The sequence below is a fragment of the Streptomyces sp. NPDC005438 genome (assembly GCF_040606315.1).
Taxonomy (GTDB): Bacteria; Actinomycetota; Actinomycetes; order Streptomycetales; family Streptomycetaceae; genus Streptomyces.
Genome location: NZ_JBEXEP010000003.1, coordinates 294,773 through 307,992, shown reverse-complemented (window position 1 = coordinate 307,992; position 13,220 = coordinate 294,773). Strand labels below are relative to the sequence as shown.

Sequence of the window (13,220 nt, the reverse complement as noted above, 5' to 3'; positions counted from 1 at the left end):
CAAGTTTTCGCGCAGGTTACACGATGCGGCTCTGCTCGAAAACTGGATGCCGTATTCCAGGATGCGGACGCTGAACGCTCACCCGGGCCACTAAGCGGAGGCCCTCGACAGTCTGGCGTGCACGCCCAGGCCCCGTGCGCCTCCTTGCCCACGGGGCGACTCAGCTTCTGCCCACGGGTACGGAAACGAAACCGGCCGGTAACGCCAAACCTCCCGGATCCGGTCCGGCGCGGGTCAGGACAGGGACGTACCGAACAGCGTACCCAGACCGTAGGTGACCAGCGCGGCGGCGGCTCCCAGGGACATCTGCCGCAGCCCGCTGAACCACCACGACCGGGCCGTCACCCGGGCCACCAGAGCGCCGCAGAGGAACAGCCCCAACAGGGCCAGCGACACCGCCGGCCACAGCACCGTCACCCCCAGCAGATAGGGCAGAACCGGAAGAACGGCACCGACGGCGAAGGCACAGAAGGAGGACAGTCCGGCGACCGTCGGGGAGGGCAGCTCACCCGGGTCGACACCCAGTTCCTCACGCGCGTGCACCTGGAGCGCCTGCTCGGGGTCGCGGTGCAGCTGCCGTGCCACCCGGAGGGCCAGCGGACGGTCCACCCCGCGCCGCTGGTAGGCGCGGGCCAGCTCCTCGATCTCGTCCCGGGGGTGCCGTCGCAGCGCCGTACGCTCCACCTCCAACTCGGCCAGCACCAGCTCCCGTTGGGAGGCCACCGAGGTGTACTCGCCGACCGCCATCGAGAAGGCCCCGGCCGTCAGCCCGGCCAGACCGGCGACCACCACGGTCGAGGGGTCGGCGGTGGACCCGGCCACCCCCGCCACCAGCCCCAGGTTGGAGACCAGCCCGTCCATGGCGCCGAACACCGCCGGCCGCAGCCAGCCGCCCTGGACGTCCCGGTGCTGGTGGTGGATCTCCAGGGGCGACTCCTCGTCGTCCCTACCGTCGTCCGGCATCCGGCCCCTTCCCTCGCTCACGTCCTCGGTCACGGCACCGTTCCGCCGCCCGGGGGCCGGGCGCTGAGGCGACGTTAGACACGCCGCCGCTCCCGCCGCCAGCAAGGAAGGCCGAACTTACCCCGGTGACCAGGGCGTTGACCGCGCCCCGGACCGCGCCGGAAAGCCGTACGGCCGAGCGCGGCCCTCCCTCGGCCGGGTCGGCGGATCGCCACGAAGGGTGGCCCCACCGGTCCGGGGATGCCAGGATCCACTGACGCCCGACGGGGGCGTGATCGTGACCGAACGGGGGTGCGCGCGGATGCGGCGACGTGACCGGGAGTGCCGAGGGGCGCGGGAAGCGCCTCGGGCGGAGGTCGGCCGGTGAGCCGGCGGACCGCGTACCCGTCACCGGGGTGGGGGCGTCCGTCCGGGCGGCCCCCCGGGTACGGGCACCCGCGCGGTGGGGCGACCGGCGAGCGGAGGGGGCGACGGTGACCGCTGTCGCTCCGGCGCCCTCGCGGGGCACCCCGCCGCCCCGGGAGCCCGCGGAACGGCGACGCGCTCTGGGCCTGGACCGGGACGGCTGGTTCCTGCTGCTGCCGGCCCTGCTCCCGATCCTGCTGCTGAGCGTGGGCCCGCTGCTGTACGGGCTGTCGCTGGCGTTCACCGACGCCCAGGCCGGACGTACCGAACCCACCCGCTTCGTGGGGCTCGACAACCTCACCGACCTCCGCCACGACGGGCTGTTCTGGGACTCCTTCCGCGTCGGACTGGTGTGGGCGGTCGCGGTCACCACCCTCCAGTTCCTGCTGGCCCTGGGCCTGGCACTGCTGCTGAACCAGGACCTGCGCCTGAGGGGGCTGGCCCGGGTGCTGGTGCTGGTGCCCTGGGCGATGCCCGAGGTGGTGGTCGGCATCATGTGGCGGCTGGTCTACCACCAGGACGCCGGCCTGCTGAACAACGCGCTGCGTGACCTGGGGCTGCTGACCGGGGGCGGTGTCGACTGGCTGGGCAGCCTGTCGCTGGCCCTGCCGGCGGTGATCCTGGTGGGGGTGTGGGCCGGGATGCCCCAGACCACCGTGGTGCTGCTGGCCGGCCTCCAGAACGTGCCCCGCGAACTGCACGAGGCGGCGGCCCTGGACGGGGCCGGGGTGTGGCGCCGGTTCCGTTCGGTGACCTGGCCGTCCCTGCTGCCGGTGGTACTGGCCATCACCTCGCTCAACTTCATCTGGAACTTCAACTCCTTCGGACTGGTCTACGTGCTCACCCAGGGCGGGCCGGGTGGGGAGACGCGGCTACCGATGCTGTTCGCCTACGAGGAGGCGTTCCGCTACGGCCAGTACGGCTACGCGGCGGCCATGGGCCTGGTGATGGTGGCCGTGATCGCGGTGCTGCTGGCGGTGTTCCTCCGTAACCGACTGCGGGAGGAGGACCGGTGACCCCCACGACTCCGCACGCCGCCCCGGGCGCCCGGGACCCGGGCCGACGGCGGGACCGCACCCGGCGGCTGGGCCGGCTGGGCCGCTACCTGGCACTGGCCGGCTATCTGCTGTTCCTGGGGTTCCCCCTGCTGTGGCTGGCCTCCACCGCCTTCAAGTCGCCCCAGGAGCTGGGCCGCATCGACCCGAACTGGTTCCCGCACAGCGCCAGTTGGGACAACTTCCGGTCCGCCTTCGACCAGCAGCCACTGCTGCGGTCGGCCGGCAACAGCCTGCTGGTGGCGACCGCGTCCGCCCTGGTCTCGGTGGCGATCGCCACCCCCGCCGCCTATGTGATGGCCCGGCAGCGTTCGGCCCTCAGCAGGGCCGGCAACGGCTGGATCCTGGTCAGCCAGATGTTCCCCTTCGTCCTGGTGATCATCCCGCTGTTCGTGGTGCTGAAGAACCTCCAGCTGGTCAACTCCCTCAGCGGCCTGGTGGCGGTCTACGTGGTGTGGAACCTCCCCTTCGCCCTGTGGATGCTCCAGGGCTACGTACGGTCGGTGCCCACCGTGCTGGAGGAGGCCGCCGCCCTGGACGGCTGCGGCCGGATGCGCACCCTGGTCAGCGTGGTGTTCCCGCTGCTGGCCCCGGGGGTGGTGGCCACCCTGATGTTCTCCTTCGTCACCGCCTGGAACGAGTTCTTCTTCGCGCTGGTCCTGCTGAAGTCCCCGGAGAAACAGACGATGTCGGTGATCCTCACCCACTTCATCGGCGCCGAGGGGGTGGCCGACCTCGGGCCCCTGTCGGCCGCCGCCCTGCTGGCCACCCTGCCCAGCCTGCTGTTCTTCGCGCTGCTCCAACGGCGGCTGGTGAGCGGTGTGCTGACCGGGGCGGTGAAAGGCTGATGCGGCGCCGCGCCCTGCTGGCCGGCATGGCCGCCGGTACCCTCGCCGGCTGCTCCGGCCAGGAGCCGGACGACGGGACCGTACGGCTGGACTACCTGTGCCTGGCCTGGCAGAAGGAGTCGGTACGGGCCAACCGGCAGCTGGTGGCCGAGTGGAACCGCCGCCACCCCGGGATACGGGTCCGCTACGTCCAGGGCAACTGGGACACCGTGCACGACCAGTTGCTGACCTCCTTCGAGGGCGGCAGTGCCCCCGACGTCATCCACGACGAGGCCGGCGACCTGACCGACTTCGCCCACGGCGGCTACCTCGCCGACCTGGGCCCCCTGCTGCCGGAGCGGCTCCGCGCGAACATCCCCCAGCGCACCTGGGACACCGCCAGCTTCGCCGGAGGCGTCTACGGGGTGCCCTTCCTCCAGGAACCCCGGGTGCTGATCGCCAACGCCCGGCTGCTGCGCCGGTCCGGGGTACGTGTCCCCACCGTCCAACGGCCCTGGAGCTGGGGCGAGTTCGAGGACGCCGCCCGGCGGCTCACCCGGGGCGGCACCCGGCACGGGGTGGCCTGGTCGATGAAGGAGCCGGTCAGCCAGACCCTCAACCTGTCGCTCACCCAGGGCGGGCGGATCTTCTACCGCTCACGGGGAAAGAACCAGATCCGCTTCGACGCGCCGGACTCCGCCCTCGCGGAACTGGTACGCCGCCAGGTCCACCAGGAGCACTCGGCGGCCCGCAGCAGTCTGGGCATGTCCGGCTCCGACACCCTCCCCGGGTTCTTCGCCGGCCGCTACGCCCTGCTGCCGCTGAACTTCTCCTTCCGCCAGCAGGTTCACCAGCAGGCCCCCGACGGGTTCGACTGGATCACCCTCCCGCTGCCCGGGGACCCCGGCGCTCACCAGGGCGTCAGCCCCCAGACGCTCTCGATCTCCGAGGACTGCCGCCACAAGCGGGCGGCCATGGCCTTCGTCGCCCACCTCACCGAGCCGGACCACCAGGTACGGCTCGCCCAGGGCGACTGGCTGCTCCCCACCAGCCCCGCCGCCCTGCGCGACCCGCGACTGGACGTGGCGCGGCACGGCTGGCGGGTCGGGGTGGAGACGGCCCCCAGCCTGGTGGCCTCACCGGTGCTGGGCGTACGCGGCTACCCGGAGTGGACCGACAAGGTGGCCACCCCCGCGCTCCAGCGCTACTACGGCGGCGACCTCTCCCTGGACGCGCTGCGCGACCGCCTGGTGGACGACGGCAACCGGGTGCTACGCCGCTACCAGCGCTGACGCCACACACGACGCTCGTACGACGCCAGGCACGACGCCGCGTACGACAGGGCGCACATCGCCACGCACCGACTCCGCGTACGACACGGCCCGGGCACCCCGTTCGCGGGGTGCCCGGGCCGGAGGGTCTGGAACTGGGCGGCCCAGCTACTCGGTAACTCGGTGGCCCAGCTACTCGGTAGCTCGGCGGCTCAGCCTCTGGAGGAGCCGCCCGGCGCGGAGGTGCCCGCCTCCGCGTCGTCCCCGTCCTTCGCCGGGTCCCCACCGGTGTCCTTGCCGGGGCTCTTGGCACCGCCCTCGTCGGCGTTTCCGTCGGCCTTGCGGGAGCGGTTCCTGGACAGGCCGAACCTGGAGCGGGTGGGCTCCTCGGAGTCGGCGGAGTCGGCGTCGGCCGTACCGGAGTCCTCGGGGGCGTCCTTGGAAGCGGCCTCGCCCGACTCCCCGGACCGCTCGCCCTGGGCGAGGGGCTCGACGACCTCCTCCCGTCCGGGACGCATCCTCGCGGAGAGGACGAAGGCGCCGACCGCGCCGAGGAAGACCAGGATCGAGGTCCAGTTGTTCAGCCTCATGCCCAGCACGTGGTGGGCGTCGTCCACCCGCAGGTACTCGATCCAGAAGCGGCCCACGGTGTAGGTGGCGACGTAGAGGGCGAAGGTGCGGCCGTGCCCCAGCTTGAACCGGCGGTCGGCCCAGATCAGCAGGACCGCCACCCCCACGCACCACAGGGACTCGTAGAGGAAGGTCGGGTGGTAGGTGGCCAGCTCGGGGGTGTCGGCGGGGCGGTGCTCGGCGTCGATCCGCACCGCCCAGGGCAGGTCGGTGGCCCGGCCGTACAGCTCCTGGTTGAACCAGTTGCCCCAACGGCCGATGGCCTGGGCCAGAGCCACTCCCGGGGCCAGGGTGTCGGCCCAGGCCGGCAGGGGGATGCCCCGGCGGCGGCAGCCGATCCAGGCACCGACGGCCCCCAGGGAGATGGCGCCCCAGATCCCCAGGCCTCCGTCCCAGATACGGAAGGCGTCCACCCAGTTGCGGCCCTCACCGAAGTACAGCTGGTAGTCGGTGATCACGTGGTACAGGCGGCCACCGACCAGACCGAAGGGCACGGCCCAGACCGAGATGTCGGCGACCGTTCCGGGCTGGCCTCCTCGGGCGACCCAGCGCCGGTTGCCCAGCCAGACCGCGACGAACACGCCGATGATGATGCAGAACGCGTAGCCCCTGAGGGGGACCGGTCCGAGGAACAGCTCGCCGGACGAGGGGCTGGGGATGTATGCAAGGGTCTCCATGGCCCCTCAGACGCTACCTGGCCCCGGGCCGTGGGTGGCAATCCACTCCCATAACGGATCCGTACCGTCGACGGCCAGCCCGTACGGCGGGGGTCGGGAGCCCGACCGGGCCCCCGACCCCGAGCCGGTTCAGCGGCCGGACCGTACTCCCCGGGCCAGTTCGCCGGCCAGCTTCCGCACCTCGGCCAGCCCGGTGTCCGGGTCGTCGGCGTGGTCCAGCAGCCGTCGTACGAAGGCGGAGCCCACGATCACCCCGTCGGCGAAGGCGGCGACCTCGGCGGCGTGCTCGGCGTGGGAGACGCCCAGGCCCACGCAGACCGGCAGTTCGGAGGTCCGCCGGGTGCGCTCGACCAGGTCCCGGGCCTCCGCGCCGACGGACTCCCGGGTGCCGGTGACCCCCATCAGCGAGGCGGCGTAGACGAATCCGCTGCCGGCCTGGGTGATCCGCGCCAGCCGTTCCTCACGGCTGGAGGGCGCCACCACGAAGACCGTCGCCAGACCGTGGCTGGCCGCCGCCTTCCGCCAGACCTCGGACTCCTCGACCGGCAGGTCGGGCAGGATGCAGCCCGCTCCCCCGGCCGCCGCCAGCTCGGCGGCGAACCGTTCGGGACCGTAGCGGTCCACGGGGTTCCAGTAGGTCATGCACAGCACCGGCGCACCGGTCGCCTCGTGGACCCGGCCGACGGTGCGGATCACGTCGGCGATGCGCACACCCCCGCGCAGGGCGATGTCGTCGGCGGTCTGGATCACCGGACCGTCCAGCACCGGGTCGCTGTGCGGCAGCCCGACCTCGACCACGTCGCAGCCGCCCTCCACCATGGCGGTCAGCGCGTCCACCGCCCGGTCGACGGTGGGGAAGCCGGCCGGCAGGTAGCCCACCAGGGCGGCGCGGTCCTCCTCGCGGGCCCGGGCCAGCACCCGGTTGAGGTTCTCCAGTTGTCCGCTCATGACCGGGCCTCCTCGTCGTACAGCCCGAAGTAGCGGGCGGCGGTGTCCATGTCCTTGTCGCCACGGCCGGAGAGGTTGACCAACAGCAGCCCCTCCGGGCCCAGTTCGGTGCCCAGGTCCAGGGCGCCGGCCAGCGCGTGGGCGGACTCGATGGCCGGGATGATCCCCTCGGTCTGGGACAGCAGCCGCAGCGCCCGCATCGCCTGGTCGTCGGTGACCGGGCGGTACTCCCCCCGGCCGGAGTCCTTGAGGTAGGAGTGCTCGGGGCCGATGCCCGGGTAGTCCAGGCCGGCGGAGATGGAGTACGGCTCGGTGATCTGCCCCTCCTCGTCCTGGAGCACGTAGGAGCGGGAGCCGTGCAGGATGCCGGGCTCCCCCAGGGTCAGGGAGGCCGCGTGCTCCCCGGTGTCCACGCCGTGGCCGGCCGCCTCCAGTCCGACCAGCCGGACCGACTCGTCGGGTACGAAGGCGTGGAACAGTCCGATGGCGTTGGAGCCGCCGCCGACACAGGCGAGCACCGCGTCCGGCAGCCGGCCGGCGCGCTCCAGCACCTGGCGGCGGGCCTCGACGCCGATCACCCGGTGGAAGTCGCGCACCATGGCGGGGAAGGGGTGCGGGCCGGCGACGGTGCCGAACAGGTAGTGGGTGTGGTCGACGTTGGCCACCCAGTCGCGGAACGCCTCGTTGATGGCGTCCTTCAGGGTGCGGCTGCCAGAGGCCACCGGCACCACCTCGGCGCCCAGCATCCTCATCCGGGCCACGTTCAGCGCCTGGCGCTCGGTGTCGATCTGGCCCATGTAGATGGTGCAGTCGAGTCCGAACAGGGCGCAGGCGGTGGCGGTCGCCACCCCGTGCTGGCCGGCTCCGGTCTCGGCGATCACCCGGGTCTTGCCCATCCGGCGGGTGAGCAGGGCCTGCCCCAGTACGTTGTTGATCTTGTGGGAGCCGGTGTGGTTGAGGTCCTCCCGCTTGAGGAACACCCTTGCCCCGCCCGCGTGTTGGGCGAAGCGCGGTACCTCGGTGAGCGCGCTGGGCCGGCCGGTGTAGTGGACGAGCAGGTCCTCCAGCTCGGCGGCGAAGGCGGGGTCGTGCTTGGCCTTGTCGTACTCGGCAGCGACCTCCTCCACGGCGGCCATGAGGGCTTCGGGGATGAACCTGCCGCCGAAGGCGCCGAAGTAGCCCTCGGCGTCGGGCACCGGACCGGCGGTGTCGGGGAGGAAGTACGCGTCCGGCGAGGGAGGCGCGGCCCCCTCGGAGGACGACGGACTGACGTCGGGCATGGGTGAACTCCACATCGCTACGGGACGGTCGGGCCACGGGGGCCGACCGGGGAACGGAAGACGGAAACGGCGGCCGGCCCCCGGGAGGGGCGGCCGTTCAGACGCGGGCGGTCAGCCTGCCGCCCGGCGCCATCGCATCCCTCGGACCTGCCCCGGCTCGTCACCGATGTGGTACCGCACCCGGCGGCCGTGGATCCTGCGGGCGGGCGCGCGGCAGCCGATCACCCTCGGAAGGGTGAGCCCCGGGGCGCCGGGCGCCAGCCGGAGGGCCGACCGACGGCCACCTCCGGGAAACCCGCTCGCCACACCCACGTACATCGCGCTCCGCCGTCCGCTCAGCGTTCGTTCCGCAGCGCCGGGTGGGCGCCGGCCGCCACCAGGTCGGCCACCGCCGTACGGGGGTCGCGCCCGGTGACCAAGGACTCCCCCACCAGTACGGCGTCGGCGCCCTCGTTGGCGTAGGCGATCAGGTCGTGGGGGCCCCGCACACCGGACTCGGCGACCTTGACCACGTGGTCCGGGATCAGGGGGGCGACCCGGCTGAAGGTGTCACGGTGCACCTCCAGGGTGCGCAGGTCACGGGCGTTGACACCGATGACCCGGGCGCCGGCGTCCAGGGCGCGCTCGACCTCCTCCTCGTCGTGCACCTCGACCAGGGGGGTCAGGCTCAGCGACTCGGCCCGCTCCACCAGGGAGACCAGTGCCTGCTGCTCCAGGGCCGCGACGATCAGCAGCACCACGTCGGCGCCGTGGGCCCGGGCCTCCCACAGTTGGTAGGAGGTGACGACGAAGTCCTTGCGCAGCACCGGGATGTCGACCTTGGCGCGCACCGCCTCCAGGTCCTCCAACGAGCCACCGAAACGGCGCTGCTCGGTGAGGACCGAGATGATCGCGGCGCCCCCGGCCTCGTACTCCCCCGCCAGACCGGCCGGGTCCGCGATGGCCGCCAGGGCTCCCTTGGAGGGGCTGGAACGCTTGACCTCGCAGATCACCTGGACCCCCTCCTGGCGGAGGGCGGCGATCCCGTCGACCACCTGGGGGGCCCGCTCGGCGCGGCGTTTGAGGTCGTCCAGGCTGACCCGCTGCTGGCGCTCGGAGAGGTCGGCTCGGACTCCGTCGATGATCTCGTCGAGCACGCTCACGGCGGGGACCCTTCTGGTGGTACTTCGTTGCTGGCGCTGCCCGGTTCCCGGTGGTCGACTCCCAGGGAAGGTCCTCAGGGGAAGCTTCAGGAAAGCAGGTCTTGTCAAGCACTGCGATGGTATCCGGCCACTTAGATTCCCCTCACCTCCGGGCCCGGTACTTCCCGGATGGCGGACACCCTCCCCGGTCCCCTCGGCCGTACGGCGTCGGGCCCGGGCGCCAGCACCGGGCCGTTCCGAGCGACGGACGACACCAGGGCGGTATCCACCCGGTCGGCCCACGGCCCGGCCCGCGCGGGGCACGAACCAGCCCGGTCACCCCCTCAGGGGGCCAGCGCCGCCCCGAACGGGAGGTTGCGCACCACGGTGAACAGCGCGACCAGTCCACCCAACGCCCACCACACCACCGCCGGAGGGGCCACCGCGAGGGGCCGCCCCCGTAGTGACCTCACCAGCCACAGGGTCCACAGCATCGCGAAGAGTCCGTACCCCGCCACGGCCAGGGCGTTGGCTCCCAGGGCCGCGCCCAGGTCACCGTGGGCCACCGCGTGGGCGCTGCGCAGACCGCCGCAGCCCGGGCAGTAGAGGCCGGTCGCCCACAGCAGCGGGCACACCGGGTAGTGGCCCGGCTGGTTGGGGTCCACCGTGCCCACGTAGGCGAAGGCCCCGGCCACGGCGGCCAGTACACCCAGGGGCGCGCCCACCCGTGCCAGGGTCCGTCGGCCGGGGGACGCGGTCCGTGTCCGCGAGGGTTCACCGTTCACGTCCCCAGCCTTGCCGGCCCCCGGCCGGTACGCAACGAAGCCGCCCCCGAAAGGGCGCCTCGGCCCTCGGGGGCGGTGTCGGTCGGTGTCGGTCGGTGTCCGTCAGCGTGATCGTCGGGGCGCGGCGGATGGAGGCCGGCCCCCGGGCCGGGCGCACCGGCTCCGAGGGTCACTCCGGGTGCGCCCACCCGGCCACGCCCGGCGGAACGGCGCCCCACCGTGGCTCGGGGAGACGAGTCCCGGTGACGGCCTCCCCCGGGCGGCACCTCGGTGTCCAACCGCCCGCCCCCGTGGGGTGGTTGGACCGTCGGGACCCGGGGGGACGGTGGGAACCGTGGGGAGCACCGCCGTCGGGTCGGCTCCGGGGCGGGCGTACCGGGAGAGCCGTTCCGCCGTGGAGCGGAGGTTCAGGACTGGGGTTCCCCGGCGCGCTGTGCGACGCGGGGGCTCTGTCCCAGTCCGGCGGCCTTCATGGCCAGCCCCACCAGACCGCCGACCAGGGTCAGGGCGATGCCGGCCCAGAAGCCCAGTGGCTGGTCCATCACCATGAACACCCCGGCGACACAGAAGCCGAGGAAGACGATGGTGACGCCGGTCCACGCGGCCGGGGTGTGTCCGTGGTTGTTGCCCGCCATTGAGTGCTCTCCTCGGTGACTGCGTGTTGTGGGGGCCGGCCGAGCTGTCGCCGGCCCCACCCGGCGCGTGTACGGCCGGGTGACGGCTGCTGACCGGTGCCGGTCGACGAGACCCGGCACCGGTCAGCCATTGTCCCCCGACCTCCGGTGGCCGGCTCATCAGGGGTCGTTCAGTCGGGGCGCCCCGGCCTCCCGGAGCGAGGTCGGCGGTCTGGCACCCGCCCGACGTGCGTGGAGGTCGGGTGGCTACGGCGGTCCCGTGTCCGACCGGTCCCGGGTGGAACGGTGTTCCCCGGGGGGTGCCGTACGGATCCCGGGGGATCAGTGAGCGCGTTCCGACACCCACCACCACGGCGCCCACCACGGCGACCGCCATGACGGCGACGCGGCGCGGTGCGCGCTAGGTCGGGTCCTCGCCCCGGTCCAGGGCCCGCCACATCTCCTCGGGTCGCTCGGGGTCCACCGGGCGCCGTCGGCGGGAGTCCGCTCCCCGGCGCTCGTAGCGGGCGCTGCCGGACATCGAGGGCCAGCTGGCCCCGTACCGCAGTGCCAGCAGGCCGGCGGTCAGCAGCAACAGCCCGGCCAGTACCGAGACATAGGGCCACACGGTCACGTCCAGCGCGCCGACGGACCCCTCGGTCAGGGCGCTCGCCTCGGCGGCCCGCTCGTCCAGGGCCGTACTGTCGCGGGCGCTGAGCAGGGCGGACACCCCGGTGCCCAGCCCACAGAGGGTGAGCAGTACGGCGACCACCGTCCGCGCCGTACGGCGTACCGCGAACACCGCGACCAGGGCGGCCAGTCCGACCAGGGCCAGGGCACTGGGCAGGCCGGTGACCTCGCTGCCCTTGGCCTCGACCGGCAGGCGTCCCTGGGCGAAGGAGGCCACCCCCTCGTTCCAGACCTGACCGGCCGAGACCAGCGCCAGGGTGGCCCCGGCCGCTCCGCACAGCAGGGCCACGCCCAGGGCGCGGAGGTGGGCGCGGGACCGTTTCGCCGCCGCGGGACGCTCGGGCCCGGGTTCTTCGGGAGTCGGGGGCTGGGAGGTCACCGCTCCACGCTACCGCCGAGGCGCCGGGCGGTGTGGACCGCCCTCAGAACGGCCGCCGCCTTGTTGCCGCACTCCGCGTCCTCGGAGGCCGGGTCGGAGTCGGCGACCACCCCGGCACCGGCCTGCACGTAGGCGGTGCCGTCCCGGAGGACGGCGGTGCGGATGGCGATGGCGGTGTCGGCGTCCCCGGCGAAGTCCAGGTAGCCGACGCATCCTCCGTAGACGCCCCGTCGGGTGGGTTCCATCTCCTCGATGATCTGGAGGGCGCGGGGCTTGGGGGCGCCGGAGAGGGTGCCGGCCGGGAAGCAGGCCAGCAGGGCGTCGAACGCGGTCTGGTCGGGGGCGAGTTGGCCGGTGACGGTGGAGACGATGTGCATCACGTGGCTGTAGCGCTCGACGGCCATGAACTCGACCACCTCCACGCTGCCGGGCCGGCAGACCCGGCCCAGGTCGTTGCGGCCGAGGTCCACCAGCATCAGGTGTTCGGCGCGCTCCTTGGTGTCGGCCAGCAACTCCTCCGCGAGGGCGGCGTCCCGCTGCGGGGTCTCGCCCCGGGGGCGGGTACCGGCGATGGGGTGGAGCAGCGCGTCGCCGTCGTCCACCTTCACCAGGGCCTCGGGGCTGGAGCCGACCACCTCGAAGTCGTCGAAGCGGAACAGGTACATGTACGGGCTGGGGTTGGTGGCCCGCAGCACCCGGTAGACGTCCAGGGCGGGGGCGTCACAGGGCGTCTCGAACCGCTGCGAGGGCACCACCTGGAACGCCTCGCCGGCCCGGATGCGCTCCTTCACCCGCTCCACGGTCGCCTGGTAGCGCTCGGATCCGGTACGGGCGACGAAGTCCGGCAGTCGCGAGGGCGGCAGGGCGGTGGCGCCCCGGGACACCGGCCTCTCCAGGTCGGCGGTCATCGCCTCCAGCCTGGCCACGGCGTCCGCGTACGCCTCGTCGACGCCGGTGTCCAGGTCGTTGTGGTTGATGGCGTTGGCGATCAGCAGCACCGTGCCGTCCCGGTGGTCCATCACCGCCAGGTCGGAGGCGAGCAACATGGTCAGCTCGGGCAGCCCCAGGTCGTCCACCGGCTGTTCCTCGCCGGCGAAGCCCGCCGAGGGGTCACCGATCCGTTCCAGGTGCCGCACCACGTCGTAGCCGAGGTAGCCGACCATCCCCCCGGTGAACGGCGGCAGTTCGGTGTCCTGGTGGAGGTCGCGGGGGGTGTGCAGGACCTGGAGGGTCTCCCGCAGGGCGTCCAGCGGGTCGCCCCCGGTGGGCACCCCGACCGGGGGCGACCCCAGCCAGTGCGCCCGCCCCTCCCGCACGGTCAGCGCGGCGGAGCTGCGTACACCGACGAAGGAGTAACGGGACCAGGTGCGGCCGTTCTCGGCGGACTCCAGCAGGAAGGTGCCGGTACGCCCACCGGCGAGCTTGCGGTACAGGGCGATGGGGGTGTCGTCGTCCGCCAACAGCCGGCGGACGACCGGGATCACCCGGCGGTCCTTGGCGAGGGAGCGGAACTGGTGCAGGTCGGGGGTGACGGAGCCCGTGGTCATGGTCACCGAGCCTAGTGCCCCCGCGCGG

Annotated in this window: 12 protein-coding genes; 3 read left to right on the top strand and 9 right to left on the bottom strand. The window is 73.1% G+C overall.

Features of this window, described 5'->3' with window-relative positions:
- Positions 1-234 precede the first annotated feature (234 nt).
- On the bottom strand, positions 235-963 hold the full coding sequence (locus ABZT14_RS09595; protein ID WP_356299044.1) for a VIT1/CCC1 transporter family protein: 729 nt from the start codon (positions 961-963) through the stop codon (positions 235-237).
- 473 nt (positions 964-1,436) lie between these two features.
- On the opposite strand from ABZT14_RS09595, the gene ABZT14_RS09590 reads away from it, so the two are divergent.
- From ABZT14_RS09590 to ABZT14_RS09580, 3 genes are all read left to right on the top strand, one after another.
- Positions 1,437-2,384, top strand: coding sequence for a sugar ABC transporter permease (locus tag ABZT14_RS09590; RefSeq protein ID WP_356299042.1), 948 nt, complete (start codon positions 1,437-1,439; stop codon positions 2,382-2,384).
- Between the two features lie 68 nt (positions 2,385-2,452).
- Positions 2,453-3,271, top strand: coding sequence for a carbohydrate ABC transporter permease (locus ABZT14_RS09585; RefSeq protein WP_356299347.1), 819 nt, complete (start codon positions 2,453-2,455; stop codon positions 3,269-3,271).
- Positions 3,271-4,542, top strand: a complete 1,272-nt coding sequence (locus ABZT14_RS09580; RefSeq protein WP_356299040.1) for an extracellular solute-binding protein — start codon at positions 3,271-3,273, stop codon at positions 4,540-4,542. Before ABZT14_RS09585 ends, ABZT14_RS09580 begins: the two co-directional genes overlap by 1 nt.
- Before the next feature lie 191 nt (positions 4,543-4,733).
- Here ABZT14_RS09580 and lgt read toward each other — a convergent pair whose 3' ends face one another.
- The 8 genes from lgt to ABZT14_RS09540 all read right to left on the bottom strand — a co-directional run bounded on the left by lgt (position 4,734) and on the right by ABZT14_RS09540 (position 13,192).
- Positions 4,734-5,828, bottom strand: a complete 1,095-nt coding sequence (gene lgt / locus ABZT14_RS09575; RefSeq protein ID WP_356299038.1) for a prolipoprotein diacylglyceryl transferase — start codon at positions 5,826-5,828, stop codon at positions 4,734-4,736.
- 129 nt (positions 5,829-5,957) lie between these two features.
- Positions 5,958-6,776 carry a tryptophan synthase subunit alpha gene (gene trpA, locus ABZT14_RS09570; protein ID WP_356299036.1) on the bottom strand — a complete coding sequence of 273 codons (819 nt, stop codon included), beginning with the start codon at positions 6,774-6,776 and terminating at the stop codon, positions 5,958-5,960.
- Positions 6,773-8,056, bottom strand: a complete 1,284-nt coding sequence (trpB, locus tag ABZT14_RS09565; protein WP_356299034.1) for a tryptophan synthase subunit beta — start codon at positions 8,054-8,056, stop codon at positions 6,773-6,775. The genes trpA and trpB overlap by 4 nt, the downstream gene beginning before the upstream one ends.
- 335 nt (positions 8,057-8,391) lie before the next feature.
- Positions 8,392-9,198, bottom strand: a complete 807-nt coding sequence (trpC, locus tag ABZT14_RS09560; protein ID WP_356299033.1) for an indole-3-glycerol phosphate synthase TrpC — start codon at positions 9,196-9,198, stop codon at positions 8,392-8,394.
- A 323-nt stretch (positions 9,199-9,521) separates the two neighbouring features.
- Positions 9,522-9,911, bottom strand: coding sequence for a DUF2752 domain-containing protein (locus tag ABZT14_RS09555; RefSeq protein ID WP_356299345.1), 390 nt, complete (start codon positions 9,909-9,911; stop codon positions 9,522-9,524).
- 458 nt (positions 9,912-10,369) lie between these two features.
- Entirely contained in the window at positions 10,370-10,597 is a 228-nt protein-coding gene (locus ABZT14_RS09550) for an HGxxPAAW family protein (RefSeq protein WP_356299030.1), read from the bottom strand.
- 400 nt (positions 10,598-10,997) lie between these two features.
- Positions 10,998-11,645: a TIGR02234 family membrane protein gene (locus tag ABZT14_RS09545; RefSeq protein ID WP_356299028.1), complete on the bottom strand. Its 648-nt coding sequence runs from the start codon at positions 11,643-11,645 to the stop codon at positions 10,998-11,000.
- The gene (locus tag ABZT14_RS09540) at positions 11,642-13,192 is read right to left on the bottom strand and encodes an anthranilate synthase component I (RefSeq protein WP_356299026.1); all 1,551 of its coding nucleotides are present in this window, start codon (positions 13,190-13,192) and stop codon (positions 11,642-11,644) included. The genes ABZT14_RS09545 and ABZT14_RS09540 overlap by 4 nt, the downstream gene beginning before the upstream one ends.
- Positions 13,193-13,220 lie beyond the last annotated feature (28 nt).